The organism is Pseudomonas veronii (assembly GCF_001439695.1).
Lineage (GTDB): Bacteria > Pseudomonadota > Gammaproteobacteria > Pseudomonadales > Pseudomonadaceae > Aquipseudomonas > Aquipseudomonas veronii.
In genome coordinates this window covers 161,970-188,088 of record NZ_JYLL01000007.1, presented here as the reverse complement: position 1 = coordinate 188,088, position 26,119 = coordinate 161,970, and the positions used below count along the sequence as shown (strand labels likewise).

General features: G+C 62.2%; 22 protein-coding genes. 10 read left to right on the top strand and 12 right to left on the bottom strand.

Annotated features, from left to right (window positions below; genetic code table 11):
• Positions 1–117: 117 nt before the first annotated feature.
• The 4 genes from TU80_RS12060 to gap all read right to left on the bottom strand — a co-directional run bounded on the left by TU80_RS12060 (position 118) and on the right by gap (position 5,560).
• Positions 118–2,682, bottom strand: a complete 2,565-nt coding sequence (locus tag TU80_RS12060) for a TonB-dependent receptor (protein ID WP_057004546.1) — start codon at positions 2,680–2,682, stop codon at positions 118–120.
• A 116-nt stretch (positions 2,683–2,798) separates the two neighbouring features.
• Positions 2,799–3,767 (bottom strand): FecR family protein, encoded by a 969-nt coding sequence (locus TU80_RS12055; protein ID WP_046382226.1) that lies wholly within the window; start codon positions 3,765–3,767, stop codon positions 2,799–2,801.
• Positions 3,768–3,841: 74 nt separating this feature from the next.
• Entirely contained in the window at positions 3,842–4,360 is a 519-nt protein-coding gene (locus TU80_RS12050; RefSeq protein ID WP_017846095.1) for an RNA polymerase sigma factor, read from the bottom strand.
• Between the two features lie 198 nt (positions 4,361–4,558).
• Complete coding sequence (gap, locus tag TU80_RS12045; protein ID WP_057004545.1) at positions 4,559–5,560, bottom strand: type I glyceraldehyde-3-phosphate dehydrogenase; 1,002 nt, start codon at positions 5,558–5,560, stop codon at positions 4,559–4,561.
• 221 nt (positions 5,561–5,781) lie between these two features.
• Here gap and edd point away from each other — a divergent pair, with 221 nt between their 5' ends.
• The 4 genes from edd (at position 5,782) to TU80_RS12025 (ending at position 10,881) form a co-directional block, all read left to right on the top strand.
• Positions 5,782–7,608 carry a phosphogluconate dehydratase gene (gene edd, locus TU80_RS12040; protein ID WP_046382228.1) on the top strand — a complete coding sequence of 609 codons (1,827 nt, stop codon included), beginning with the start codon at positions 5,782–5,784 and terminating at the stop codon, positions 7,606–7,608.
• A complete protein-coding gene (locus TU80_RS12035) occupies positions 7,605–8,564 on the top strand; it encodes a glucokinase (protein WP_057004544.1) in 960 nt (319 codons plus the stop codon). The genes edd and TU80_RS12035 overlap by 4 nt, the downstream gene beginning before the upstream one ends.
• Positions 8,565–8,687: 123 nt before the next feature.
• A complete protein-coding gene (locus TU80_RS12030) occupies positions 8,688–9,422 on the top strand; it encodes a response regulator (protein ID WP_046382230.1) in 735 nt (244 codons plus the stop codon).
• Between the two features lie 31 nt (positions 9,423–9,453).
• Positions 9,454–10,881 (top strand): ATP-binding protein, encoded by a 1,428-nt coding sequence (locus TU80_RS12025; RefSeq protein ID WP_162231530.1) that lies wholly within the window; start codon positions 9,454–9,456, stop codon positions 10,879–10,881.
• A 36-nt stretch (positions 10,882–10,917) separates the two neighbouring features.
• Here TU80_RS12025 and TU80_RS12020 read toward each other — a convergent pair whose 3' ends face one another.
• Positions 10,918–11,847: an AraC family transcriptional regulator gene (locus tag TU80_RS12020; RefSeq protein ID WP_057004543.1), complete on the bottom strand. Its 930-nt coding sequence runs from the start codon at positions 11,845–11,847 to the stop codon at positions 10,918–10,920.
• 327 nt (positions 11,848–12,174) lie between these two features.
• On the opposite strand from TU80_RS12020, the gene TU80_RS12015 reads away from it, so the two are divergent.
• On the top strand, positions 12,175–12,516 hold the full coding sequence (locus tag TU80_RS12015) for an antibiotic biosynthesis monooxygenase family protein (RefSeq protein WP_046382232.1): 342 nt from the start codon (positions 12,175–12,177) through the stop codon (positions 12,514–12,516).
• Between the two features lie 41 nt (positions 12,517–12,557).
• Positions 12,558–12,803: a hypothetical protein gene (locus TU80_RS12010; RefSeq protein WP_017846087.1), complete on the top strand. Its 246-nt coding sequence runs from the start codon at positions 12,558–12,560 to the stop codon at positions 12,801–12,803.
• A 129-nt stretch (positions 12,804–12,932) separates the two neighbouring features.
• Here the strand turns inward: TU80_RS12010 and TU80_RS12005 are convergent, their stop codons facing one another.
• Positions 12,933–13,565 (bottom strand): flavin reductase family protein, encoded by a 633-nt coding sequence (locus TU80_RS12005; RefSeq protein WP_046382233.1) that lies wholly within the window; start codon positions 13,563–13,565, stop codon positions 12,933–12,935.
• Between the two features lie 193 nt (positions 13,566–13,758).
• Here TU80_RS12005 and TU80_RS12000 point away from each other — a divergent pair, with 193 nt between their 5' ends.
• Entirely contained in the window at positions 13,759–14,514 is a 756-nt protein-coding gene (locus TU80_RS12000; protein WP_057004542.1) for a COG4705 family protein, read from the top strand.
• Positions 14,515–14,630: 116 nt separating this feature from the next.
• On the opposite strand, the gene TU80_RS11995 is transcribed toward TU80_RS12000, so the two are convergent.
• From TU80_RS11995 to TU80_RS11980, 4 genes are all read right to left on the bottom strand, one after another.
• Positions 14,631–15,950 (bottom strand): MFS transporter, encoded by a 1,320-nt coding sequence (locus TU80_RS11995; protein WP_046382234.1) that lies wholly within the window; start codon positions 15,948–15,950, stop codon positions 14,631–14,633.
• A 216-nt stretch (positions 15,951–16,166) separates the two neighbouring features.
• On the bottom strand, positions 16,167–17,492 hold the full coding sequence (locus TU80_RS11990) for a sigma-54-dependent transcriptional regulator (RefSeq protein WP_017846084.1): 1,326 nt from the start codon (positions 17,490–17,492) through the stop codon (positions 16,167–16,169).
• Positions 17,486–19,252, bottom strand: coding sequence for an ATP-binding protein (locus tag TU80_RS11985; protein WP_057004541.1), 1,767 nt, complete (start codon positions 19,250–19,252; stop codon positions 17,486–17,488). Before TU80_RS11985 ends, TU80_RS11990 begins: the two co-directional genes overlap by 7 nt.
• Positions 19,253–19,357: 105 nt before the next feature.
• Entirely contained in the window at positions 19,358–20,881 is a 1,524-nt protein-coding gene (locus tag TU80_RS11980; RefSeq protein WP_017846082.1) for a fumarate hydratase, read from the bottom strand.
• 217 nt (positions 20,882–21,098) lie between these two features.
• Here TU80_RS11980 and TU80_RS11975 point away from each other — a divergent pair, with 217 nt between their 5' ends.
• On the top strand, positions 21,099–22,043 hold the full coding sequence (locus TU80_RS11975; RefSeq protein WP_057004540.1) for an iron-sulfur-binding ferredoxin reductase: 945 nt from the start codon (positions 21,099–21,101) through the stop codon (positions 22,041–22,043).
• Positions 22,044–22,135: 92 nt separating this feature from the next.
• Here TU80_RS11975 and pyk read toward each other — a convergent pair whose 3' ends face one another.
• Positions 22,136–23,587, bottom strand: coding sequence for a pyruvate kinase (gene pyk / locus TU80_RS11970; protein WP_046382238.1), 1,452 nt, complete (start codon positions 23,585–23,587; stop codon positions 22,136–22,138).
• A gap of 172 nt (positions 23,588–23,759) precedes the next feature.
• Between pyk and TU80_RS11965 the strand changes: the two genes are divergently transcribed.
• On the top strand, positions 23,760–24,134 hold the full coding sequence (locus TU80_RS11965; protein ID WP_017139782.1) for a tetratricopeptide repeat protein: 375 nt from the start codon (positions 23,760–23,762) through the stop codon (positions 24,132–24,134).
• A gap of 227 nt (positions 24,135–24,361) precedes the next feature.
• Positions 24,362–24,721 (top strand): PilZ domain-containing protein, encoded by a 360-nt coding sequence (locus tag TU80_RS11960; protein ID WP_026139915.1) that lies wholly within the window; start codon positions 24,362–24,364, stop codon positions 24,719–24,721.
• A gap of 60 nt (positions 24,722–24,781) precedes the next feature.
• Here the strand turns inward: TU80_RS11960 and TU80_RS11955 are convergent, their stop codons facing one another.
• Complete coding sequence (locus tag TU80_RS11955) at positions 24,782–26,113, bottom strand: DUF58 domain-containing protein (RefSeq protein ID WP_057004539.1); 1,332 nt, start codon at positions 26,111–26,113, stop codon at positions 24,782–24,784.
• Positions 26,114–26,119 lie beyond the last annotated feature (6 nt).

Below are 26,119 nucleotides of genomic sequence, written 5' to 3'. Positions count from 1 at the left end.
GCCGTGTTGCCCTGAGGCATGGCTGGGCGGTTAGTAACTAGACGAACAAGAAGACGCGGCACAGTAAAAAATCCTCACCTCGCCGGTGATTGATTCCGGCGAGGCGAGGCGGATTGATCAGATGTCCCAGATCACATTGATCGCAAAGTTGCGACCGGGCTGGGTCAGGCGGTCGAGGTTGGCCGGGCCGGTGACACCGGCTTCGCCGACGCTGTCGTAGCTGCGCACGTCATCCCAGTTCCAGTACTTCTTGTCGGTCAGGTTGTAGAGGCCGGCGTTGAGGGTCACGTCGTGGGTGACTTTATAGAAGCCGGTCAGGTCGAGGATGCCGAAGCCTGGGGTCTTGAACGGGCCGTTGGCGCTGTCGCCGTCGGGCGCGAAGAAGGTCTTGCTGTCGACACGGTCTTGTTTCTTCACCAGGGTCCAGCTCAGCAGGCCACCGTAGTTGTCCTGTTCGTAACCCAGACCGAATACGCCTTTGAGTGGGTTGACGCTGTTCAGCGGCTCGCCGCTGTCGTCGTTGCGCCCGTAGGCGTAGGCAATCGACCCCTGGGTATACAGGCCCTGAGGCGCCCCGAAGGCGTCGAGGTTCAAGCGGCCCTTGGCTTCCGCGCCCTTGATGGTTGCGCGCTTGATATTGACGGCCTGGAACTGTTCGACGGTGCCGCCGACGACCGCGTTGTCTTCGTCGATAAAGTCGCGGTACTTGTTGTAAAACACCGCGATGTCGAAGGAGCCTGCGGCGAACTTGCCGCGAATCCCGGTTTCGATGCCTTTGCTGGTTTCCGGCTTGAGGTCGGGGTTGGGCTCGACGGTGTAGCCCAGGTTCAGGTTTTCAAAGCGTCCGTACAGCGCCTTGGCCGAGGGGGTGCGGAAGCCTTCGGCGTATTGGCCAAACAGGGTGTAGTGATCGGTCAGGGCATACGTCAGGCCAAACTTGGGGGTGACACGGTGCCAGGTTTTTTCCTTGTCGCTCACCGGGTATTGGCCGGTCGGGTTGACGGTACTGAGGAACGCTTGAGTCAGCTTGGGTTTGAGCTGGGTGTAGTCATAACGCAGGCTGGGCAGGAAGGTCCATTTGTCCCAGGCAATCTGGTCCTGGGCAAACAACGAATAGGTGTTGATGGTCGGGTCGGGGAAGTCGCTGGCCTTCTTCACGCTGTCGCTGGCCGTTGGGCTGGGCGCGCCAATGGCTGTGCAACCGGCGCCGACGGCAAGGCAAGTGGCCGCGCCCTCGCGGGAGCCGGTGACTTTCTGCTGCTTGAGCGTGGTGCCGTAGGTCACTTGGTGATCGGTTTCGCCGAGGCTGAATGCCTTGTCCAGCTGGGCATCGAATACCCACTGTTTTTCTTCATAAAGCGTGTCGCGGGTGCGCAATACCCGACGGCCGGCCTGGTAGATTTCTGCGGTGCTCTGGTCGGTCTTGGCGATCTGGTAATTGAGACTGGTCTTGATGCGATCGGTCACGGGCGAGTCGAGGGCGAAGGTGTTTTCCAGGCCGAAACGTTCGCGGGTGATGGTGTCGTTGCCTCGGCGATCACGGTAGAGATTGAAACCTTGACCACCGACGAACGGGCCACCCACGGCATTCTTCAGGTTGACGTCGCGATCGTCCTTGTACTTCTCGTAAGTCAGGCCCAGACGGTTGTCATCGCCATAGTTCCAGCCCAGTTTGGCCAACACGTTGGTGGTGCGCGCCTCCTCGGGGTTGGCGCCGGTGCGGGCCAGGCCGGTGGCATTGTTGCCGTCGTAGGCTTCGGTTTCATGGCCGTTGCGCTGGCTCAGGTGCAGCAAACCGTCGACGTCCTGTACGCGGCCGGCGACGGTGGCGGAGGTCAGCCAGCTCTCGTCGGCGGAGCTGTAGCCGGTCTTGAGGCGGGCGCCGACGTCCTGGCCGGGTTTGATGATGTCGTCCGGGTCGAGGGTGAAATAGCTCACCGCGCCGCCGATGGCGCTGCTGCCATACAGGGCCGACGCCGGGCCGCGCAGGATTTCCACGCGCTTGACGATTTCCGGGTCGACGTAGTTGCGACGGGTCTTGGCGTAGGGGCCGTTGAAGAAGTTGTCCGGCACTTCCACGCCATCGACCTGGGTGAGGATGCGGTCGCCGTCGATACCGCGAATGTTGTAGCCCGCATTGCCGGCACGGGTGCCGGCGCCACCGACCGAGACGCCGGGCTCGTAACGCACCAGTTCGCGGATCGTGTTGACGTTCTGGCGGTCCAGCGTTTGGCGATCATGCACGCTGACGGTGTTCGGTACGCTGTTGACGTCCTGCTCGTTACGGGTGGCGCTGATGGTCACCTGTTGCAGGTTGAGGACACCGCCGGCAGCGTGCTTTTCCAGGACGATGTTGCTGTTGCCGAGTTTGCGGTAGCCCAGGTTGGTCCCCACCAACAAGCGCTCCAGGGCTTTTTCCGGCGACAGCGCACCACGCACGCCAGGGGACGACACGCCCTGGCCCAGCTCCGCCGACAGGCCGACTTGCCAGCCGGTCACGGCGGTGAAGGCATTGAGTGCCGAAACCAGTGGCTGCTGTTCGATGCTGAAGCTGTAGTTGCCGTGGCTGCGGGCGGTCGGTTCGGCGGCGGCGACCGTCAGCGGGGTACCGGCCAGCAGGAGGGCGGCGGTCAGCAAGGACAGCACGGGTGAAGAAGACCGGCGATTGAAACGAGAGGACATCGAGAGCGCTCCGGAAGTACGAGTCTTATAGTTGCGCACTGGTTCAAATAGGAATCAGTTGCATTGGCTAAGACGAGACGTACAGCCGAGGTCTATCGAGTAAAAATAATTCTCATTTAGTTCAGGATCACCAAGGCCGGGTATTCAGAGAGCTTGGCCGAGGTGATGTGGGCCAGGGAACGCACTACGTCCAACGGTTGGTCGAGGCGGTAGTTGCCGGTGACGGCGACGCTGGCGAGTTGGTCGTTGGTGTTGACGATCCAGCCGGGGTAGTAGCGGCGCAATTCGGCGAGCACTTCGCTCATCGGGCGGTTTTCGAAGATCAGCCGGCCCTGGACCCAGGCCAGGTCCTTGTTGGCGTCGAGCCTGGCGGGTTGACCGAAGCCCTTGGGACCGATGCGGATGCTTTGCCCAGCGCTCAGGCGCACGCGGGCATCGTCGAAGGTGTTGCTCAGGTCGACGTCGCCGCGCTGCACCTGCACCTGCGCTTCGCCGTTGAGGTAGCGCACGGCGAATGCGGTGTCGCGCACGCTGGCGCGCACCGGGCCGGCGTCGACTTCCAGGGGCAGGCCGCGGTTGGGCGTTACCTCGAAAAACGCTTCGCCTTGGTAGAGGCGGGCGATGCGCTGGTGATCCCGGGTGGTGCTGGAGAATGCCGAATCGGTGTTCAACAGGACGTTCGAGCCCTCATCCAATTGCAGGCGCTGGCGCTCACCCACCACGGTGAGGTGGTCGGCTTGCAGACGTACCGGCAGGTTGCTGAAGCTGAACAGCCCGAGCATCAACACGGCGGCGGTGGCCAGTGGTTTCCAATGCGGTTTGATACGGCGCCAGGCCCCGGGTTTGCGCGGTGCGGCCAGCGCGACGGCGGCGCTGTGGACGGGCGCCCCGCCCCAGGCGGCCTGGGCTTTGCCGAAGGCACGGACGCGTGCCGGATCGCCGGCCAGCCAGGCTTCGAACGCGGCCTGCTGCCCGGGTTGCGGGCACTGCAAGGCGATCAGCCAGTCGAGGGCCTGGTCCATCGCCGGGTCTTGCAACACCTCATGAGCCAGCGCGTGGGGGCGCAGTTTATTCGGGTCGGTCACGGTGTGCCTCGGGTCTTCGCCACGTTCTATTTATCTTTCCTACAGCCTGGGTCGACATTTCTGTCGGGTGAAGCTTAAGGCTGATCCAGCCGTTCGGCCACACCTACACAGATGGCCATGATCAATTTCAGTTCCTTTTGCACCGTGCTCAAGGACACTTCCAATTGATCGGCAATCTCCTGGTAACTGCAACCGTGCAGGCGGCTGAGGATGAAAATCCGTTGCTGGCGGGCACTCAATTGGCCGAGGCTGATGCTCAGGTGCTCAAGCAGTTGCTCGGCCTGGGTCGCGTCTTCGGGCGTGCTGATGGGGGCGGCGACGCTTTGCAGGACGTCCAGCGGGACATCTTCCTGCAGTGTGCGCGCCTGTATCCTGCGTGAACGCAAGTGATCCAGCGCGAGGTTGCGCGCGGTCTGGTAGACGAAGGGTTCGAGGTGATCGATCGGCCGCTCGCCCAGGGCCCGGGTCACGCGCAGGTAGGTTTCCTGCAACAGGTCCTCGGCGGTGCTGTGGTTGTTCACCATCCGCTGCAAGGTGCGTAGCAGAATCACCCGTTGGGTGAGAAAGACTTGGTTGAAGCGAGATTGGCTCACAGCGATACCGGACCGATTTGTAGTTAATGATAATGCGTATCATCAGCACAAATGGCAAGTGGCTGTTTCTCTGGGCCTCTACCGATCAAATGTGGGAGCGGCTTGCTCCCGATTACGGAATGTCAGTCAACACATGCATGACTGATACACCGCCATCGGGAGCAAGTCGAACCGTCGAGCCGCCCCTCCCACAAAAGATTATTCGGCGTTGCAGAGCGCCAGGCAGTTGTCCAGCATGCGGTTGGAGAAGCCCCACTCGTTGTCGTACCAGGCCAGCACTTTCAGCAGTTTGCCGCTGGACTTGGTGTGGTTGGCGTCGAAGATCGACGACAGCGGGTTGTGGTTGAAGTCACTGGAAACCAGCGGCAGGGTGTTGTAGCCGAGGATCTTCGAGTGCTGGCTGGCTTCCTTGAGCAGCGCGTTGACTTCCTCGGCGGTAGCGTCTTTCTTCAACTGCACGGTCAGGTCCACCAGCGATACGTTGATCACCGGCACCCGCACGGCCATGCCGGTCAGCTTGCCCGCCAGTTCCGGCAGCACCAGGCCGACCGCTTCGGCGGCGCCGGTCTTGCTCGGGATCATGTTCTGGGTGGCCGAGCGCGCGCGGTAGGGGTCGGTGTGGTAGACGTCGGTCAGGTTCTGGTCGTTGGTGTAGGCATGGATGGTGGTCATCAGGCCGCTCTCGATGCCCAGCTCGCGGTGCAGCACCTGGGCCACGGGTGCCAGGCAGTTGGTGGTGCAGGAAGCATTGGAGATGATCTGGTGGGATTGACGCAAAATGTCATGATTTACCCCGTAGACCACGGTGGCATCCGCGCCTTTGGCCGGGGCAGAGATGATCACCTTGCGCGCGCCGGCGCTAATATGGGCAGCAGCCTTGGCCCGGTCGGTGAACAGGCCGGTGCATTCGAACACCACGTCGATATTGTGCGCAGCCCAGGGCAGCTCGGCCGGGTTGCGAATGGCACTGACGGCGATCCGGTCACCATTGACGGTCAGGCTTTCCTGATCGTGTGCGACTTCTGCATCGAAAGTACCGTGGACGGTGTCGTATTTGAGCAGGTGGGCATTGATCGAGCTGTCGCCCAAGTCATTGATCGCGACGATCTGCAAATCCTGGCGATAGCCTTGGGTATACAGTGCGCGCAGGACATTGCGGCCGATACGGCCAAAACCATTGATTGCGATTCGAAGAGTCATTGAAGAGTGCCTGTCGTCGATTTGTTGTAAGAATTACAAGATTATTCGCATAAAAATAGAAAACAAGCCTTTTTAGTGGCAATATTTTGTTCAATCTACAACGAGTGACCTGAATCAACTGGTCCGATGATCCAAACGACTCTCTGCCATCCCATGTGCCGCGGGCGTTTGATCAGCATAGACACTCAGGTCGCCACATCCGTTAGCCTGGAGTTCTACACATGCATCCCCGCGTTCTTGAGGTCACCGATCGGCTTATCGCCCGCAGTCGTGCAACCCGTGAGGCTTACCTTGCGCTCATTCGCGGCGCCGCCAGCGACGGCCCGATGCGCGGCAAGCTGCAATGCGCCAACTTTGCCCACGGCGTGGCCGGTTGCGGCACCGAAGATAAAAATAGTCTGCGTATGATGAATGCCGCCAACGTGGCAATTGTTTCGTCATATAACGACATGCTCTCGGCGCACCAGCCGTATGAACATTTCCCGGACCAGATCAAAAAAGCCCTGCGCGAAGTCGGCTCGGTCGGCCAGTTCGCCGGCGGCACGCCCGCCATGTGCGACGGCGTGACCCAAGGCGAGCCGGGCATGGAGCTGAGCCTGCTCAGCCGTGAAGTCATCGCCATGTCCACGGCGGTAGCGCTGTCCCACAACATGTTCGACGCCGCGCTGATGTTGGGCATCTGCGACAAGATCGTCCCCGGCCTGATGATGGGCGCCCTGCGCTACGGCCATCTGCCGATGATCTTCGTTCCTGGCGGGCCAATGCCGTCGGGCATCTCCAACAAGCAGAAGGCCGACGTGCGCCAGCGCTACGCCGAAGGCAAGGCCAGCCGCGAAGAGCTGCTGGAGTCGGAGATGAAGTCCTACCACAGCCCCGGCACCTGCACCTTCTATGGCACCGCCAATACCAACCAGTTGCTGATGGAAGTGATGGGCCTGCATTTGCCCGGCGCCTCGTTCGTCAACCCGTACACGCCGCTGCGTGACGCGCTGACCCGCGAAGCCGCGCATCAGGTCACGCGCCTGACCAAGGCCAACGGCAACTTCACGCCGATCGGCGAGATCGTCGACGAAAAATCCATCGTCAATGCCATCGTTGCGCTCAACGCTACCGGTGGTTCCACCAACCACACCCTGCACATGCCGGCCATCGCCATGTCGGCGGGGATCATCCTGACCTGGCAGGACATGGCCGACCTCTCCGAGGTGGTGCCGACCCTGTCCCACGTCTATCCAAACGGCAAAGCCGACATCAACCACTTCCAGGCGGCGGGCGGCATGTCGTTCCTGATCCGCGAACTGCTCGAAGCCGGCCTGCTTCACGAAGACGTCAACACCGTGGCCGGCAAAGGCCTGAGCCGCTACATCCAGGAACCGTTCCTGGTCGACGGCGAACTGATCTGGCGCGACGGCCCGATCGAAAGCCTCGACGAAGCCATCCTGCGCCCGGTGGCCCGCGCGTTCTCGCCCGAAGGTGGCTTGCGCGTGATGCAAGGCAACCTCGGCCGTGGCGTGATGAAAGTCTCCGCCGTGGCCCCCGAGCACCAGGTCGTCGAAGCCCCAGCGGTGGTGTTCCAGGACCAGCAAGATCTGGCCGATGCGTTCAAGGCCGGTCAGTTGGAAAAAGACTTTGTCGCGGTGATGCGCTTCCAGGGGCCGCGCTCCAACGGCATGCCCGAATTGCACAAGATGACGCCGTTCCTCGGCGTGTTGCAGGACCGTGGCTTCAAAGTGGCGCTGGTAACGGACGGGCGCATGTCCGGCGCGTCGGGTAAGATCCCCGCCGCGATCCATGTCAACCCCGAAGCCCAGAGCGGCGGGCCGCTGGCACGGGTGCGCGATGGCGATATCATTCGTGTGGATGGCGTCAAAGGCACCTTGGAGCTTAAGGTGGACGCCGAAGAATTTGCAGCGCGCACACCTGCCACGGGCCTGTTGGGCAATAACGTGGGGGCCGGTCGCGAGCTGTTTGCATTTATGCGCTTGGCCGCAAGCTCCGCAGAGCAAGGCGCCAGCGCCTTTACCTGTGCCTTGGAGACGCTTAAGTGAAGCTTGCGCTGGTCGGTGATATTGGCGGTACCAACGCCCGGTTTGCGTTGTGGCGGGATCAGGCACTGCATTCGATCCGGGTGCAGGCCACCGCGGATCATAAAAGCCCTGAGGACGCGATCAAGGTCTACCTCAAGGAAGAAGGCCTGGCGATCGGCGACGTCGGCGCGGTGTGCCTGTCGGTGGCCGGGCCGGTGAGCGGTGATGAATTTAAATTCACCAACAACCACTGGCGCCTGAGTAAGACTGCGTTTTGCAACACCTTGCAGGTGGATGAACTGCTGCTGGTCAATGACTTCTCGGCCATGGCCCTGGGCATGACCCGCTTGAGGCCCGACGAATTCTGCGTGGTCTGCCCTGGCACGCCGGAACCGTTGCGCCCGGCGGTGGTGATCGGTCCGGGCACCGGCCTGGGCGTCGGCACCTTGCTCGACCTGGGCGGCGGCCGTTGGGCCGCGTTGCCGGGGGAGGGCGGCCATGTCGACCTGCCCCTGAGCAGCCCGCGGGAAGCCCAGCTGTGGCAGCACATTTACAATGAGATCGGCCATGTCAGCGCCGAAAGCGCCTTGAGTGGTGCAGGTTTGCCACGGGTGTATCGGGCGATCTGTGCGGTGGATGGTCACTCGCCGGTGCTGGATACGCCGGAAGCGATCACGGCGGCAGGCCTGGCCGGCGACCCGGTGGCGATGGAAGTGTTGAACCAGTTCAGTATCTGGCTGGGCCGCGTAGCCGGTAACAACGTCCTGACCACCGGCGCACGGGGCGGTGTGTATATCGTCGGCGGGGTGATCCCGCGGTTTGCCGACTTCTTTATCCACAGCGATTTTGCCAAGAGCTTCAGTGACAAAGGCTGCATGAGCGACTATTTCAAGGGCATTCCGGTATGGCTGGTGACGGCGCCGTATTCCGGGTTGACCGGGGCGGGTGTGGCGCTTGAACAGGCATTCGCCATGTAGGAGCGAGCTTGCTCGCGAAGAACGTTGACGATAACGAAGCGCATCAGGTGATACGCGGCAGCCTCAGGATTTTCGCGAGCAAGCTCGCTCCTACAACATGGCCATAACAACAAGGAGGACCCCGTGAGCGTAATCAGTAAATCGATTCTCCTCGTCGACGACGACCAGGAAATCCGCGAATTGCTGCAAACCTACCTCAGTCGCGCCGGTTTCCAGGTGCGTGGCGTGCCGGACGGTGCGGGGTTCCGTCAGGCGATGGACGAGGCGCCGTGCGACCTGGTCATCCTCGATGTGATGTTGCCGGACGAAGACGGCTTCAGCCTGTGTCGCTGGATTCGCCAGCACCCGCGCCAGGCGCAGGTGCCGATCATCATGCTCACCGCCAGTTCCGACGAAGCCGACCGTGTGATCGGCCTGGAGCTGGGCGCCGACGACTACATCGGCAAGCCTTTCAGCCCCCGCGAGTTGCAGGCGCGGATCAAGGCACTGTTGCGCCGCTGCCAGTTCGGCCAGGAGCGCGGCGGCAATGGCGACGTGTTGGCGTTCGATGAATGGCGCCTGGACACGATCAGCCACCGACTGTTTCACGTCGACGGTGAAGAGGTGATCCTCTCCGGGGCCGACTTTGCCCTGCTCAAGCTGTTTCTCGACCACCCGCAACAGATCCTCGACCGCGACACCATCGGCAACGCCACCCGTGGCCGCGACCTGATGCCGCTCGACCGGATCGTCGACATGGCCGTCAGCCGCCTGCGCCAACGTCTGCGCGACACGGAAAAACCGCCGAGGCTGATCCGCACCGTGCGCGGCAGCGGTTATCAACTGGCAGCCAGCGTGGTTGCCGGCAGTGTCCACTGAACACCTGAGCGAACGTCGCCGCCGCTTCCCGGTGCCGCGCTCGCTGCTCGGGCGCATGCTCCTGCTGACGCTGCTCGCGGTGCTGTTCGCCCAGGCGCTGTCCAGCGTGATCTGGGTCTCGCAATTGCGCGCCACCCAGCTCGAAGGCCTGGTCACCAGCGCCCGCAGCCTGGCGCATTCGATGACGGCCAGCGTGAGCTATTTCCGTTCGTTGCCGGTGGCTTATCGCCCGTTGGTCCTCGACCAATTGCGCAGCATGGGCGGCACACGGTTTGTGGTGACGCTCAACGACCGCCCGCTGGACATGGCGATCTTGCCGCAGACCCCGCGCAAGCAAGCGGTGCTCAAGGCGGTCGATGAAGTGTTGCGCCAGACCTTGGGCGCCGATGTGCATATCTCGGTGGAATTCGTCAGCGCCGAAGACCTGCGCATCTTCAATGCCGGGTTGAAACTCGATGAGCTGCCACGCTCCTGGGCGCATTACGCGCTGACCCTGGAACCGGTGAACCCGCCCGTGCTGGTCACCCAGATCCAACTCGCCCCCGGCGAATGGCTGTACATCGCCTCGCTGTTGCCCGAGCCGTACACCAGCCTCGAAGAACAAGGTCTGCCGTCGCAGCAAGTGTGGTTTATCGTGCTGACCAGCGGCTTTTTGCTGCTGTTCATCGGCCTGTTGGTCCACTGGCAGAGCCGGCCGCTCAAGCGCCTGGCGCGGGCGGCGCGGGACATGTCGCTGGGCGCCGACGTGGAGCCGGTGGCCGAAGGCGGCGGCAGTGAAGTGGTCGAAGTGGGGCGCGCCTTCAATGCCATGCGCGAGCGCATCAGCCGTTACCTCACCGAGCGCAGCCAGTTGTTCAGTGCAATTTCCCACGACTTGCGCACACCGATCACACGCCTGCGCCTGCGGGTTGAATTGCTTGAAGATGAAAACCTGCAAACCAAATTCGGCCGCGACCTGGACGAGTTGGAGTTGCTGGTCAAAGGTGCGCTGCAATGCGTGAAAGACACCGACATCCACGAAAACATCGAGCCGGTGGACCTCAACCATGTGCTCGACTGTCTGGTGGAACCGTACCTGGCGCCCAACGGCAACGGCCGCGTGACCCAGCATGGGCGCGCGTTGGCGCCGTACCCGGGCAAGCCGCTGGCGCTCAAGCGCTGCATCGGCAACCTGATCGACAACGCATTGAAATACGGGCAGAACGCCCATTTGCATATCGAGGACGATGGCGCGGAGTTCATCCTGCACGTCGACGACGAAGGCCCCGGCGTGCCGGAACAGCGCCTGGAGCAAGTCTTCGAACCGCACTTCCGCCTCGCTGGCCAGCAGCAGGGCTACGGCCTGGGCCTGGGCATCGCGCGCAACATAGCGCACAGCCATGGCGGCGAAGTGAGTTTGCAGAATTTGCGCGAGGGTGGTTTGCGGGTCACCTTGCAACTGCCCCGCACCCTCGACTAAGCAGCGCCGCCGATCAAATGTGGGAGGGGCGCTGAATCACACGCTCTGACGCAACCTGGCCAAATCCCGCAGTGGCGGCGCACCAAACAGCCGGCTGTATTCGCGGCTGAACTGCGACGGGCTTTCATACCCCACCCGATACCCCGCCGCGGAGGCTTCCAGCCCTTCGGCAAGCATCAGCCGCCGCGCCTCCTGCAAGCGCAACTGCTTCTGGTATTGCAGCGGGCTCATCGCGGTGATGGCCTTGAAGCGGTGGTGCAAGGTCGAGACGCTCAGGTTCACTTCCCTGGCCAGGTCATCGATGCGCAGCGGTTGTTCGTAGTTGCCATTGAGCCATTTGATCGCCTGGCTGACCCGATGACTCTGACTGTTGGCTACGGCAATTTCATACAGCCGATAGCCCTGCGGCCCACGTAACAAGCGGTAGAGAATTTCACGGTTGATCAACGGCGCCAGCATGGCGATGTCTTTGGGCGAATCGAGCAAGCGCGTCAAGCGCAGTACGGCGTCGAGCAGTTGGTTGTCGAGGCGGTCGACGTACATCCCACGCGCAGTCGGGCGCGATGGCACGCCCATCGGTCCGGCTTCTGCGATCAGGGCGGTGAGCTGCGCCGGGTCGATGTTGATGCGGATCGACAGGTTCGGGTCTTGCGCGGTGGCATCGATGATCCGCCCGGCCACGGGCATCGACACCGAAAACACCAGGTAATTGAGCGGGTCATAGGCGAAGATTTCATCGGCCAGGCGCACTTCCTTGCGGCCATTGGCCAGGATGCACAAGGCGGGCTCCACCAGCACCGGGCTGAAGTCGCGCGGGGTGTTGTGGCGGTTCAGGAACAGTGACGTGATCGCCGTACCGTAGGAGCCGTCTTCCCAGGTATGCCGACGCACGATGCTGGCCAGTTCGGCGCGCTGTTTTTCCATCTCGGCATCGAGGGGCACGGGCTTAGGTTCGGGCGACGACATAGGGCGTCCTCTGCAGGCTTCTTTGATGGGCTCAGCTTAGCGGTGGCGGTGCAAACCGTGTTATGTCGATTCTGCTCGATCCTTGCCTGATCCTGCGAAGCTGCGTGAATCAGGCAAGCGCGGCGGTTGTCACGTCCCTGAAACAAGGCGTTTGCCGGTGGAATAAAACCGGCGGGCAATCGTCCTGTCTACGCTTTTCGCAGGATTGTGCAATAAGCCGGCAGGAATCGACTAACCGCGCCTCGACCCGCGCCGTTATCTTTGATCCTGTGGCAACACACCCTCACAGTGTTTGCCGAGCATCACTTCTCAACGGGAGAGTCGAACATGTCCACCCCCATTCCCGCGAGCCATATGGCCTTTATCCGCGCCCGTAGCGGCTGCAGCACCGAACTCGGTGCTCGTTTGAGCAGTTTGATCGAACCGGGCCGTCAGGCTCAGGGTTGCCTGCAATTTTCGTTGCAGCATTCCCAGGTCGACCCCGATGTCTGGCTGGTCTCGGGCCTCTGGAGCAGCGAGCAGGCGATGAGTGCCTACTTCAACTCGCCAGCCCTGATGATCTTCACCGAGCTGTTGAACGACGCAGTCGTGCGCAGCATGGACTTCCAGACCTTCACCGATGCATCCGCCGCCAGTGCTTACGGCGAGTACCTGCAACTCGCCGGTTAGGGTTTAGAATGGCCGACTTTCCATTGGCCAGGACCTGCAACATGGCACGTAAACAATTTGCCCACCACGAAGCCGTTTCCGCCGTAGTACCGGGCGAAGGAGGCTACAGCGCCGCCGTCGCCGTCAAGGCACTCGATGGCATGGGCGCACCGCAGTTTCACAAGATCCTGGATGGACAGAAGTTCAAGACGGCATCCGATGCCGATGATGCGGCGACGCTGCACCTTGAGTTGTTGACCGACGTCGACGCAGAAGGTCAGTTGACCTGGGCGACTGCCACAAACTAACGCACGCCGCTGATCTAATGTGGGAGGGGGCTTGCCCCCGATGGAGGTGTGTCAGTCAGCCTATCTGTAGCTGAAACACCGCTATCGGGGGCAAGCCCCCTCCCACATTTTTATTGCATTGCATTGCAGTCAGGCTTGGGTGACGCCTGGGCGATACATTTTGAACAGCGCCTCGGGGCCCAGTTGGAAGTAATCCGCCGGGCCGCCGCCACGCAGGATCGGCTCGGCGGCGGCGGTGTCGTAGATCCCATCCTTGAGCAGCCACTTGGCAATATGCACCGCGACCACCTCGCCCAGCACCAGCCAGCTGGGTACCAGCACATGGTCGGCGCGCTGCAGCTGAATGATCTGCGTGACTTTGCACTCGAACGCCACCGGGCTCTCGCCCACCCGCGGCACGCCGACGATCTTCGAGGCCACCGGCGTCAGGCCGGACAACTCGAACTCATTCACCTGCGGCGGCACGGCGGCACAGCTCTGGTTCATCTGCTCGGCCAACGGACGGGTGGCCAGGTTCCACACAAACTCGCCGGTCTGTTCGATGTTGTTCAGGCTGTCTTTGCGCCCGACACTGGAAAACCCGATGATCGGCGGAATGTAGTTGAACGCATTGAAGAAACTGTAGGGCGCCAGGTTCAGGTGGCCCTCACTGTCGTGGGACGAAATCCAACCGATCGGTCGCGGGCCGACGATGGCGTTGAACGGGTCATGGGGCAGGCCGTGGCCCTTGGCGGGTTCGTAGTAGTAGCTGTCGTCAGACATGGCTGGGGTTCCTGCTGCGCTTCTCTGGGAGGCCGTCATAGTGCAAGCCATGGCGGCGAATTTCCATCGACCCTATGGAATTTTCATTCAGCGCCCACCTATTTTTCACAGCGTCCCGTTCAGTCTGCGCGCGCGGTCGACACCCCCTATAAGTCGGCCCATTGATAGATTGAGCTTCGGAGCCTTCCACTGCATGAACAAACTTCCTCAGATCACCCTGGCGTTCTGGGTCATGAAAATCTGCGCAACCACCCTGGGCGAAACCGCCGGGGATTTGCTGTCGATGACCCTTAACGTCGGTTACGCCATCAGCTCGATGATCCTGATCAGCGTGTTCCTGGTCACCCTGGTGACGCAACTCTGGTCGAAAGCCTACAACCCGGTGCTGTACTGGATCGTGATCCTGTCCACCAGCACCGCCGGCACCACCATGTCCGACTTCATGGACCGCAGCCTCGGCCTGGGCTACGCCACGGGGTCGATGATCCTGATCGTGATCCTGATGATCATCTTCGCGTTATGGCACCTCAGCGGTGATTCGCTGAACGTGAACAAGGTGCAGACCTTTCGCGGCGAGTTGTTCTACTGGATGGCGATCCTGTTCTCCAACACCTTGGGCACCGCCCTCGGCGACTTCCTTGCCGACGATTCCGGGCTCGGCTTCGCTGGTGGCGCGTTGTTGATCGGCTCGACCATCGCAGTGGTGGTGGCGCTCAAGTACTTCACACGGATCTCGTCGGTGTTGCTGTTCTGGGTGGCGTTCGTGTTGACCCGGCCGTTTGGTGCGACCCTGGGCGACTTCCTGACCAAGCCCCATGCCAAGGGCGGGCTGGACTTCGGCACCATCGGTTCGTCGGCGGTGTTGGCGGCGGTGCTGGTGGTGATGATTATCGGGGCGTCGTATGCGCAGCGGCGCTATGTGCGGCGCGAAGTGGCAGAGTTGTCCTGATTCCACATGTGAGAGGGGGCTTGCTCCCGATGGCGGTGGGTCAGCTTGAGACAAGTTGACTGATACACCGCGATCGGGAGCAAGCCCCCTCCCACATTCGTGACTGCGTTCAGCGGTTAGTTCGTGGTGATCCGCGAGTGCTTGCGGGTGTCTTTCATGGTCACGTAGACCACCAACGACACCGCGATACATGCGGTCACGTACCAGTAGTAGCCGGTTTCCATGCCGATGCTCTTGAACCACAGCGCGATGTATTCAGCGGTGCCGCCGAAGATCGATACGGTCAGCGCATACGGCAGGCCCACGCCCAGCGCGCGGATTTCGGTGGGGAACAGCTCAGCCTTCACCACCGCGTTGATCGAGGTGTAGCCGCTGACGATGATCAGCGCCGCCATGATCAGGAAGAACGCGCCCCACCAGGTCTGGATGGTGTGCAAGGTGGTCAGGATCGGCACGGTGAACAGCGTGCCGAGGATGCCGAAGGCGATCAGGATCGGACGGCGGCCGACTTTGTCCGACAGCGCGCCGACCAGGGGTTGCAGGCACATGAACAGAAACAGCGTCGCCGCCGAGATGGTGGTGGAGTCGGAAATGCTCATGCCGACGGTGTTCACCAGGTACTTCTGCATGTAGGTGGTGTAGGTGTAGAAGGCCAAGGTGCCGCCCATGGTCAGGCCGACCACGGTCATCAGTTCCTTGGGGTGGCGCATCAAGGTACGCATTGCGCTTTCCTTGGCTTTTTCCTTCTTGGTGAACGACTCGGTTTCTTCCATGCCGCGACGCAGGTACAGCGCGACCACTGCACACAGGGCGCCGATGGCGAACGGGATACGCCAGCCCCAATCGTATAGTTGCTCGGTGGTGAGCACTTGTTGCAGCACGATCAGCACCGCCAGGGCTATGAGCTGGCCGGAGATCAGGGTCACGTACTGGAAGCTGGAGAAGAAACCGCGACGCTCCTTGGTCGCCATTTCACTCAGGTAAGTGGCCGAGGTGCCGTATTCGCCACCCACCGACAAGCCTTGCAGCAGACGGGCGAACACCAGCAGGATCGGTGCGCCGACGCCGATGGTTTCATAACCCGGGCTCAGGGCGATGATCAGCGAGCCGAAGCACATCAGCAGCACCGAGGCCATCAACGCGGCCTTGCGACCGGCACGGTCGGCATACAGGCCCATCAGCCAGCCGCCGATCGGGCGCATCAGGAAGCCCACGGCGAAGATCGCAGCGGTGTTGAGCAGTTGGGCGGTGGTGTCGCCTTTCGGGAAGAAGGCTTTGGCGAAGTACAGCGAGAACGCCGCGTAGACGTACCAGTCGTACCACTCGACCATGTTGCCGACCGATCCGCTGAAGATCGATTTGATGCGGCTGGTGGTGGTGCGTTCTTTCGCCGGCGCAGCCGCCGACCCCAGAGGCAAAGTATTGGAGTTATCCATTGAAGGAACCTTCAGATAGTTGTTTTTATGGAGCGTGCCTGAGCACAGCCTGACTGGGGCTATAGCAGGAGCTGTGCCAGGTGGGGGAAGGCCCGATCTAGAAGGGTTTGCAGCTTTTTTTGAGCGGAAAGCCGCCGATGGTTCTGGGGTGGGTGAGCGGAAATCCGCTTATGACGTGCCTGCGATGGCGTCTTTGAAAACACCACAAAGAACGCCCTAGAGAAACATCTCGCGCACCAACCCATGCCGCTGCATTTTCTCGTTGAAGGTGCGCCGGGGCAGTTGCAGCTCGGCCAGTACCGCCTTGATATCGCCTTTGTGTCGGGTCAGTGCGGCTTTCAGGCAGTGGGCCTCGAAGGCTTCTTGTTGCGCCGCCAATGATTGCCCGGCCTCGATGCCTTCGGGCTCCGGTTCGCCCAGCCCCAGCACCTGGCGTTCGGCGACGTTGGCCAGTTCGCGCACGTTGCCCGGCCAGTCATGGCTGAGCAGGCGCCCCAGTTGCGCGCCACTCAGCGGTTCAACGCTGCGGCCCAGGCGTTCGGCGGCGCTTTGCGCAAAGTGATCGAACAGCAGCGGTATATCTTCACGGCGCTCGCGCAGGGGCGGCAGGCGCAGTTGTGCGACGTTCAGCCGATAGGCCAGGTCTTCGCGAAAACGTCCGGCGCGGGCTTCTTCCAACAGGTCCGGTTTGGTCGCAGCGATGATGCGCAGATCGACGTGGATGCTCTGATTGGAGCCCAGGCGCTCTAACTTCTGCTCCTGCAACACCCGCAGCAATTTGACTTGCTGGGCCAGGGGCATGCTTTCGATTTCATCCAGAAACAGCGTGCCGCCGTGGGCGTATTCCAGCTTGCCAATACGCTTACCCTGAGCCCCCGTAAACGCGCCGCTCTCGTGGCCGAACAGCTCGGCTTCAAACAGCTGCTCGGGGATTGCCGCGCAATTGAGCGCGACAAAGGCTTTCTTCGCCCGCGGGCCGAAGTCGTGCAGGCAGCGGGCGACCAGTTCCTTGCCGCTGCCGGTCTCGCCGCGGATCAGCACATTGACCGGTAGCGTCGCCAGGTCGAGCACCTGGCGGCGCAGGTTCTGCATGCTGCGGGACACGCCCAGCAGGCTGTTTTCCAGTTGCGTCCGATGATCGGCTTGTTGATGCAGGCGGCGGTTTTCCAGGATCAGCCCACGTTTATCGAGGGCGCGACGCAGGCTGTTGAGCAGGGCTTCGGGGCTGAAGGGTTTTTCCAGGAAGTCGTAGGCCCCGTCGCGCATGGCCTCGACGGCCATCGGCACATCGCCATGGCCGGTCAGCAGGATCACCGGTAAGTCGGCGTCGCGCCGCCGCACTTCGGCCAGCAGTTCCAGGCCGCTGAGGCCGGGCATACGCACGTCGCTCAACACCACCCCGGGAAAGTCCTTGGGCAGTTGCGCCAGGCAGGCCTCGGCGCGACTGAACAATTGCACGTCAAATCCCGACAGGCTCAACCATTGCTCAACGGCTGTGCGAATGCTGGCTTCGTCATCGACCACAATCACCGCATTCAACATAGCTCCGGCGTCTCCAGCGCGATAGGCAGGGTCAGGGTAAACACCGCGCCGTCGCCACGGTTAGCGACGCACAGGCGTCCACCCAGTTCATGCACGATAGCGTAGGACACCGCCAGCCCCAAGCCGAGTCCATCACCCACGGGCTTGGTGGTGAAGAACGGGTCGAACACGCTGTTCAGGTGTTCTTCGGCGATGCCGCCGCCGCTGTCGCTGACGGTCAGTTGCCACAGTTGCTCATCGGCGTGCAGGCGGATTTCCAGGCGTTTGCGCGGCTTGTTGGCCATGGCGTCGAGGGCATTGCGCAACAGGTTGATCAGTACCTGTTCCAGGCGGATCGCGTCGCCACGGACCCAGGCGGGGCGGGTCAGGTCCAGCACGGTGCCGATGCCTTCATCGCGCAGGCGTGCGTCGAGCAGTTGCAGGGCCTGGTCGACCACACTGGCAAGGTCCAGGCGCTCGCGCAGGCCGCTGGGGCTTTTGCGGGCGAAGGTCTTGAGGTGGCCGGTCAGCGCGGCCATGCGGGTGAGCATGTCGTCCAGTGGTGTGAGCGCCTTGTAGGCATCTTCCACGCGGCCATGGTCGAGCAGCAGGCGCAGGGTCGCCAATTGCATGCGCTGTGCGGTCAGCGGCTGGTTGATTTCATGGGCGAGTGCGGCAGACATCTGCCCCAGCGCCGCCAGCTTGGCCGATTGCACCAAACCATCCTGGGCCGTGCGCAGGGCCTGGGTGCGCTCCTCGACAAGCTGTTCGAGCTCTTCGCGGCTGCGCTGGCGCATGCGGGCCAGGCGCCAGCGCTGGGTCAGGAACAGCACCAGGAACACCAGCGCCAGCCATGAACCGGCGGCGGCGAGGCCGGCGTTGCGTTGGTCTTCGAAGGCGAACTGGGGTTTGCGCAGCAGGTGCAAGGTCCAGCCTTCGCCCTTCAGCGGCAGGGATTCCCAGATGTACCGGGCGTTGCCGTCGGGGCCGTTGACGCGCATCAGGTGGCTGTTTTCGTCGAAACGTTGCAGGGTCTGGGTCTCCAGCGATTGCAGCTGTTTCTTGTCGTACTGGCGGGTGGCCGTGAGTTCGGCGAGGTCGCTGGCCGACAGCGGGCGCAGGTTGCGATAACGCCAGCCCGGCTGGTTGGCGATAAACACAATGCCGCGTGCATCGCTGACCAGCAGTAGGTCGTTGCCCTGGGCCCATTCGCGCTCGAGTTCGGGGAACTCCAGTTTGACCACCATCGCGCCGAGGAACTGCTCGTGTTCATCGAGCACCGCGCTGGATAGGAAATACCCCGGCACGCCGGTGGTCACCCCGACCGCATAAAAGCGCCCGGTGCCCTGGCTCAGGGTCTGCCTGAAATAAGGCCGGAACGCATAATTGTGCCCGACGTAACTGCTCGGCAGCTTCCAGTTGCTCGCGGCCACGGCCAGGCCGGTGCGGTCCATCAGTTCCAATGTGGAGGACTGCGCGGCGTTGTTGATACGTTCCAGTTTACGGTTGAGCAGGTCCTGGGTCGCGGCATCCAGCGGGCCTTTCAACGCGCTGATCATTTCCGAATCCAGTGCCAGCACGGCGGGCAGGGCGCGGTAGCGTTCGATCAGGGTGTGCAGCGAGTTGGCGTACAGCGCTAATTGCTGATTGGCACGGGCGGCATCGTCCACCAGGGCCTGGCGTTCAGCGTGGCGGGTGGCCAAGGCAGCGGCCAGCACCGCACCGGCGATGATCAACAGGGAGTAGAAGGTCAGGCGCAGGGGGCGAGGGATCGCGATCATACGGAGATGAACAGCTGCAATTAGGGGGGAGCACCATAGCATGCGCGATAAAAAAGGCGACTGGGCTGTGTAGCCGCAGTCGCCTTTATCGGTGCGAAGAAGCGCTTACTGCACTTCTACCGCCAGGCTTTCACTGATCTTTTTCTGCCAGATGGCAGGACCGGTGATGTGGACGGATTCGCCTTTGCTGTCCACCGCAACGGTGACCGGCATGTCTTTCACTTCGAACTCGTAGATCGCTTCCATGCCCAGTTCGGCGAAAGCCACCACGCGCGACTTCTTGATGGCTTGCGCCACCAGGTAAGCAGCACCGCCTACGGCCATCAGGTACACGGCCTTGTAGTCCTTGATCGCTTCGATGGCGGTCGGGCCGCGCTCGGATTTGCCGATCATGCCCAGCAGGCCGGTTTGTTCGAGGATCTGACGGGTGAACTTGTCCATCCGCGTCGCGGTGGTCGGGCCGGCAGGGCCAACCACTTCGTCGCGCACCGGATCAACCGGGCCGACGTAGTAGATGAAGCGACCCTTGAGGTCCACCGGCAGGGTTTCGCCCCTGTTCAGCATCTCGACCATGCGCTTGTGCGCCGCGTCGCGACCGGTCAGCATCTTGCCGTTGAGCAACACGGTTTCGCCCGGCTTCCAGCTCTGCACGTCTTCCGGGGTCAGGGTGTCGAGGTTGACGCGACGGGCCGACGGGCCGGCTTCCCAGACGATTTCCGGGTAGGCGTCCAGCGGTGGCGCTTCCAGCGATGCCGGGCCCGAACCGTCGAGCACGAAGTGCGCGTGACGGGTGGCGGCGCAGTTGGGGATCATGCACACCGGCAGGGAGGCGGCGTGGGTCGGGTAATCCATGATCTTCACGTCGAGCACGGTGGTCAGGCCACCCAGGCCCTGGGCGCCGATGCCCAGTTGGTTGACCTTCTCGAACAGCTCCAGGCGCATCTCTTCGATACGGTTGGAAGGGCCACGCTTTTTCAGCTCGTGGATGTCGATGGATTCCATCAACACTTCCTTGGCCATCACGGCGGCTTTCTCGGCGGTGCCGCCGATGCCGATGCCGAGCATGCCCGGTGGGCACCAGCCGGCGCCCATGGTCGGAACGGTCTTGAGCACCCAGTCGACGATCGAGTCGGACGGGTTGAGCATGGCCATTTTCGACTTGTTCTCGGAACCACCGCCCTTGGCGGCCACGTCCACTTCCACGGTGTTACCCGGGACGATGGAGTAGTGGATCACCGCCGGGGTGTTGTCCTTGGTGTTTTTACGCGCGCCCGCCGGGTCGGCGAGGATCGAAGCACGCAGGACGTTTTCCGGCAGGTTGTAGGCGCGACGCACGCCTTCGTTGATCATGTCGTCCAGGCCCATGGTGGCGCCGTCCCAGCGCACGTCCATGCCTACGCGCACGAACACGGTGACGATACCGGTGTCCTGGCAGATCGGGCGGTGGCCGGTGGCACACATGCGCGAGTTGATCAGGATCTGGGCGATGGAGTCACGGGCTGCCGGCGATTCTTCGCGCAGGTAGGCTTCGTGCATTGCCTGGATGAAGTCAACGGGGTGGTAGTAGGAAATGAATTGCAGGGCGTCGGCAACGCTCTGAATCAGGTCGTCTTGCTTGATCACGGTCATGAGTCGCGCTCCTCTATAAGGGAACATTCAATAAAGGTGGCTTCAGTGGGGTGTATCGGTCGGCTGAAACCACCTTTCCAAGGCACGCCGAGTGATGCTGGCGCGACGCTAAAAAGGCGCGGCAGTATAACCCGGCACGGTGGCCGATACACCCGACTATGGTCAAACTCTGCCGGGCGTGATTCCCTGTGTAGGCTTTTTTGATCCGAGACCTTGTATGCCTGAACTGTACGTCGGCGAACGCCACTGGTCGGTCTCCACCGGCAGCAACCTGTTGGATGCCCTGAACCAGGCCGGCGTTGCCGTGCCCTACAGTTGCCGCGCCGGCAGTTGCCATGCGTGCCTGGTGCATTGCCGGGGCGAGGTCGAAGATCAGCAGCCCGACGCCCTCAGCCCGGCGCAACGCGAGAGCGGCTGGCGCCTGGCCTGCCAGTGCCGGGTGGTGGCGGACCTGCACGTCGAAGCGTTTGACCCGAGCCGTGACGGCGTGCCGGCCGCGGTGGTCGGCGTGGAGTGGTTGAGCACGCATGTGCTGCGCCTGCGCCTGCAACCGGAGCGCGGCCTGCGCTACCGGGCCGGGCAGCATCTGGTGTTGTGGGCGGGGCCGGTGGCGCGCCCGTATTCCTTGGCCAGCCTGCCCGAGGAAGATCCGTTCCTGGAGTTTCATCTCGACTGCCGTCAGCCCGGCGCGTTCAGCGATGCCGCTCGACAGTTGCGCGTCGGTGACCATCTGCGCCTGGGCGAACTGCGCGGCGGCGCTTTGCAGTACGACCCCGACTGGCAAACCCGGCCGCTGTGGCTGTTGGCGTCCGGCACCGGCCTGGGCCCGTTGTGGGGCGTGTTGCGTGAGGCGTTGCGCCAGGACCACCAAGGCGCGATCCGCGTGATTCACCTGGCCCACGATGCCAGCGGTCACTACTTGGCCGAGCCCCTGGCAGCGCTGGCCGAGCGCCATCCGAACCTGACGGTGGAGCTGTGGACGGCGGCGCAGTTGACCCCGGCCTTGGCGCAACTGCGGCTGGTTTCCCGGCAAACACTGGCCTTGCTCTGCGGGCATCCGGCCAGCGTCGAGGCGTTCTCCAAGCGCCTGTTCCTGGCAGGGCTGCCGCGCAATCAACTGTTGGCTGATGTGTTCCTGTCCAGGTCGATCAGCGGGTGCTGATGACGTTTCCACAGGCAAGCCCATCACTGTGAGCCGCAAAGCAAAAAGCCCCGCCATTCACAGGGCGGGGCTTTGTTTTTTCAGCAGATTACTCAGACCATTGGGTCGCCAACGTGCAGGATCTTCATGCCGTTGGTGCCGCCGATGGTGTGGTAGCTGTCGCCCTTGGTCAGGATGACCCAGTCGCCTTTCTCCACCACGCCACGCTTGAGCAGTTCGTCGATGGCAGCCTGGCTGACTTGCTCAGGCGGCAACGACGCCGGGTCGAACGGTACGGTGTAGACACCACGGAACAACGCCGCGCGGGCCTGGGTTTCGCGGTGCGGGGAGAACGCGTAGATCGGTACCGAGGAACGGATACGCGACATGATCAACGGCGTGTAGCCACTTTCGGTCAGGGCGATGATCGCTTTGACGCCAGGGAAGTGGTTGGCGGTGTACATGGCGGCCAGGGCGATGCTCTGGTCGCAGCTTTCGAACACTTTGCCGATGCGGTGGCTGGAGGTCTTGCTGGTCGGGTGCTTTTCGGCACCGATGCAGATACGCGCCATGGCCTGGACGGCTTCCAGCGGGTACGGGCCAGCGGCACTTTCAGCCGAGAGCATCACGGCGTCGGTGTAGTCGAGCACGGCGTTGGCCACGTCGGACACTTCGGCGCGGGTCGGCATCGGGTTCTGGATCATCGACTCCATCATCTGGGTCGCCACGATCACCGCTTTATTGTGGCGGCGTGCGTGCAGGATGATTTTTTTCTGGATACCGATCAGCTCGGCATCACCGATTTCCACGCCCAGGTCGCCACGGGCAACCATCACCGCGTCGGACGCCTTGATCAGGCCGTCGAGGGTTTCGTCATCGGCCACGGCTTCGGCGCGTTCGATCTTCGCCACCAGCCAGGCAGTACCACCGGCTTCGTCGCGCAGTTTGCGCGCGTATTCCATGTCGGCAGCGTCGCGTGGGAAGGACACCGCGAGGTAGTCCACTTCCATTTCGGCGGCGAGCTTGATGTCGGCCTTGTCTTTTTCAGTCAGGGCCGGCGCCGTCAGGCCGCCACCGCGACGGTTGATACCTTTGTGATCCGACAGCGGGCCGCCGATGAGCACGGTGCAGTTCAGTTCGGTAACGCTGGCGGTGTCGACTCGCATGACCACGCGACCGTCGTCCAGCAGCAGTTCGTCGCCGACGCCGCAATCCTTGACCAGGTCCGGGTAGTCGATACCCACGACGTGCTGGTTGCCGTCGGTCAGCGGGTGGCTGGTGGAGAAGGTGAACGTGTCACCGATCTTCAGCTCGATCCGTTTGTCGGTGAATCTGGCGATGCGGATTTTCGGGCCTTGCAGGTCACCCAGCAATGCGACGAAGCGACCGTGTTTGGCGGCCAGGTCACGCACCAGCTTGGCGCGAGCCTTGTGCTCGTCCGGGGTGCCGTGGGAGAAGTTCAGACGGGCAACGTCCAAACCAGCCAGAATCAGCTGTTCGAGGACTTCCGGCGAGTTACTGGCCGGGCCAAGGGTGGCGACGATTTTGGTACGACGGACGGACATGCACAGACTCCTGAGTTCAAGCGCTGAGGAAGGCTACTATGCTCTTTGGTTGTAGTCATTGTTCGTTTGCACTACTTATCGGCGATTCGCTTTTCGCTCCGGTTGAATAGCTGAACAACCTTGAAGATTTTTGACGAGGGGTCGATACACTGCACAAGACAGGAGAACCCTCATGCGAATTTTGCTCATTGCTGCCCTGGCCGTCAGTGTTGTCGGCTGTACCCGCTGGTCGATGGACCACCATTTGAACAACGCCTACCGTGCGTATGGGGTTGGTGACTGCGAGCGCGTGACCCTGGAATTGTCCCAGGTCGACCGGGAAAGTCGCACCCGGCGCTATGTGCAGCCGGAGGTCTCGATGTTGCGCGGGCAGTGCCTGGAGCGACAGAAGTTGTTCGTCGACGCGGTGCAAACCTATCAGTTCATCATCAACCAGTACCCGTCCAGCGAGTACGCCTACCGGGCCCGTGCGCGTCTCGACACCCTGCAACAACTGGGGCACTACTCCGGCGCGAGCGTTGCGCAGCCACGTCCGGCGTCGTTGTGATGCTATTTGTCGTTGCGTAGCTGGCCCGTTGCCAGTCTTAGGCTATTCTTTGAATGTCCGTTTGTACAAGTTTGTGTCCAAACGGATGGAACACTTGGGATTGGCAGGCTGTAGAGTGGCAAAGCGCTAGCTGTTGTCGCACCGATCTCCAGGGAGAGCGGGGGTGTTTGGCCCGTTCCGAATCACTGGCGTGGCCAGAGTTATGGCCAATGGATGGCGATATCATCATGTTTACCGACCGACGAATTGAGCGGCATCAATTGTCTTGTTTCCTGCAAGTGTTCAACCGGCTTACGGATAAGCCCATTGGTTACTTGGGTAACGTATCCGCAGAAGGACTGATGTTGATCAGTCAATTGCCGATGATGGTCGACGTGGCGTTCGAGCTGCGCTTGAAGATTCCCACGGTCGACGGTGATTTCCAGGCAGTTGATTTCACCGCGACCTGTTTATGGAGTCACGAGGACATCAATCCCCAGCATTACGACTCGGGTTTCAGCGTGGCTGAGGCGCCTGTCGAATACGGCCAACTGATCAATGCCTTGCTGCAGTATTTCAGCTTTGACCCCTTACAGGCGTCCGCTTAGACATAGCGCGCAGTCGCCCCGGCTTGGGTGTAGCGACCCAAGCCGGGGTGTGCGCTGTTTTCACAGAACGCCGGCTTTTTTCCAGCCCAGGTAACGTGTCACCAGAGCGGCGCCCAACTCCGAGGGGCGCGTATCCAGTACCGACAACCCATGGGCGTTCAGGCGGTCATGCAGTTCGTCGCGTTGATTGAGGTAGTCGACGGTGCCGCTGTAGGCCAGCGCTTCGGGCAGGGTTTGCACCGGCGAAAGGCGCAGTTGGTCGAGTACTTCTTCGCGCAGGCTGGCGACCAGTACCCGGTGTTGCCGGCTGATGCGTTTGACCGCGGTCAGCAGTGCCTCATCGTCCTCATCCCGCAGGTTACTCACCACGATCACCAGCGCCCGGCGTTTCTGCCGAGCCAGCAACTGGTTGGCCGCGGCTTCGTAGTCGGCCGCGCGTCGCGTGGTGTCGAGGTCGTAGACGGTGTTGAGCAACAGATTCAACTGCCCGGTGCCCTTGACGGGCGCCAGGTAGCGCGGCTGGTCGCAGGCAAAGGTGCATAGGCCGACGGCATCGCCCTGGCGCAAGGCAACATAACTGAGCAGCAGGCAGGCATTGAGCGCGTGATCGAAGTGGGACAGCTCTGCGTCCTGGCTGCGCATGCGCCGACCACAATCGAGCATGAACACGATCTGCTGGTCGCGTTCGTCCTGGTATTCCCGGGCGATCGGCGTGCGTTGGCGTGCGGTGGCTTTCCAGTCGATCTGCCGCAGGCTGTCGCCCTCGCGAAACTCGCGCAGTTGATGAAACTCCAGCCCCAACCCCCGGCGCTGGCGTTGACGCACGCCCAACTGGCTCAGCCAGTTATCCACACCCAAGAGCTGCGCGCCATACAGGCGGGCGAAATCCGGATAGACCCGGGTGGCATCGCTGACCTCAATAAAGCGCCGTGCGGACCACAACCCCAAGGGGCTGGGCAGGTGCAGCTCGCAGCGACTGAAACTGAAGTGCCCACGCCGCAGGGGGCGCAGCCGATAGCCCAGTTCGCTGCGTTCGCCGGGGCGCAGTTCGATCGACTGCGGCATGTGTTCCAGGCTCAGGCCGTCGGGGACGTGATCGAACACCTGCACCGTCAGCGGTTGTGGGTAATCGTGTTCAAGCGTCAGGCGTACTTCGCCCCAGCGTCCCAATGCCAGGCTGCCGGGCATCTGCCGTTGTACTCGCGCGGACGGACGACGGCGCAGGCGCATCGCGTCCAATAGCGCCAGCAACAACAGCGCCAGCAGCAGACCCCAGGCCACCGAATGCAGGCTGTCGGGCACCGGGAGCTGCAACGCCTGTGCGGCGCCCAGCAATATATTCAGGCCCAGCAGCACGCCGAGCCAGATCAACAGCAGACGGGTCGGCTTCATGGATGG

What these genes read in the sequence shown, in the direction of transcription:
- TU80_RS12020 (WP_057004543.1), bottom strand. Translation starts at nt 11,847, where the DNA reads ATGTCGTCGCCCGAACCTAAGCCCGTGCCCCTCGATGCCGAGATGGAA.
- TU80_RS11960 (WP_026139915.1), top strand. Translation starts at nt 24,362, where the DNA reads ATGTTTACCGACCGACGAATTGAGCGGCATCAATTGTCTTGTTTCCTG.
- TU80_RS11990 (WP_017846084.1), bottom strand. Translation starts at nt 17,492, where the DNA reads ATGTTGAATGCGGTGATTGTGGTCGATGACGAAGCCAGCATTCGCACA.
- TU80_RS11955 (WP_057004539.1), bottom strand. Translation starts at nt 26,113, where the DNA reads ATGAAGCCGACCCGTCTGCTGTTGATCTGGCTCGGCGTGCTGCTGGGC.
- TU80_RS12060 (WP_057004546.1), bottom strand. Translation starts at nt 2,682, where the DNA reads ATGTCCTCTCGTTTCAATCGCCGGTCTTCTTCACCCGTGCTGTCCTTG.
- TU80_RS12000 (WP_057004542.1), top strand. Translation starts at nt 13,759, where the DNA reads ATGAACAAACTTCCTCAGATCACCCTGGCGTTCTGGGTCATGAAAATC.
- TU80_RS11980 (WP_017846082.1), bottom strand. Translation starts at nt 20,881, where the DNA reads ATGACCGTGATCAAGCAAGACGACCTGATTCAGAGCGTTGCCGACGCC.
- TU80_RS11965 (WP_017139782.1), top strand. Translation starts at nt 23,760, where the DNA reads ATGCGAATTTTGCTCATTGCTGCCCTGGCCGTCAGTGTTGTCGGCTGT.
- gap (WP_057004545.1), bottom strand. Translation starts at nt 5,560, where the DNA reads ATGACTCTTCGAATCGCAATCAATGGTTTTGGCCGTATCGGCCGCAAT.
- TU80_RS12010 (WP_017846087.1), top strand. Translation starts at nt 12,558, where the DNA reads ATGGCACGTAAACAATTTGCCCACCACGAAGCCGTTTCCGCCGTAGTA.
- TU80_RS12015 (WP_046382232.1), top strand. Translation starts at nt 12,175, where the DNA reads ATGTCCACCCCCATTCCCGCGAGCCATATGGCCTTTATCCGCGCCCGT.
- TU80_RS11985 (WP_057004541.1), bottom strand. Translation starts at nt 19,252, where the DNA reads ATGATCGCGATCCCTCGCCCCCTGCGCCTGACCTTCTACTCCCTGTTG.
- edd (WP_046382228.1), top strand. Translation starts at nt 5,782, where the DNA reads ATGCATCCCCGCGTTCTTGAGGTCACCGATCGGCTTATCGCCCGCAGT.
- pyk (WP_046382238.1), bottom strand. Translation starts at nt 23,587, where the DNA reads ATGTCCGTCCGTCGTACCAAAATCGTCGCCACCCTTGGCCCGGCCAGT.
- TU80_RS12005 (WP_046382233.1), bottom strand. Translation starts at nt 13,565, where the DNA reads ATGTCTGACGACAGCTACTACTACGAACCCGCCAAGGGCCACGGCCTG.
- TU80_RS11975 (WP_057004540.1), top strand. Translation starts at nt 21,099, where the DNA reads ATGCCTGAACTGTACGTCGGCGAACGCCACTGGTCGGTCTCCACCGGC.
- TU80_RS11995 (WP_046382234.1), bottom strand. Translation starts at nt 15,950, where the DNA reads ATGGATAACTCCAATACTTTGCCTCTGGGGTCGGCGGCTGCGCCGGCG.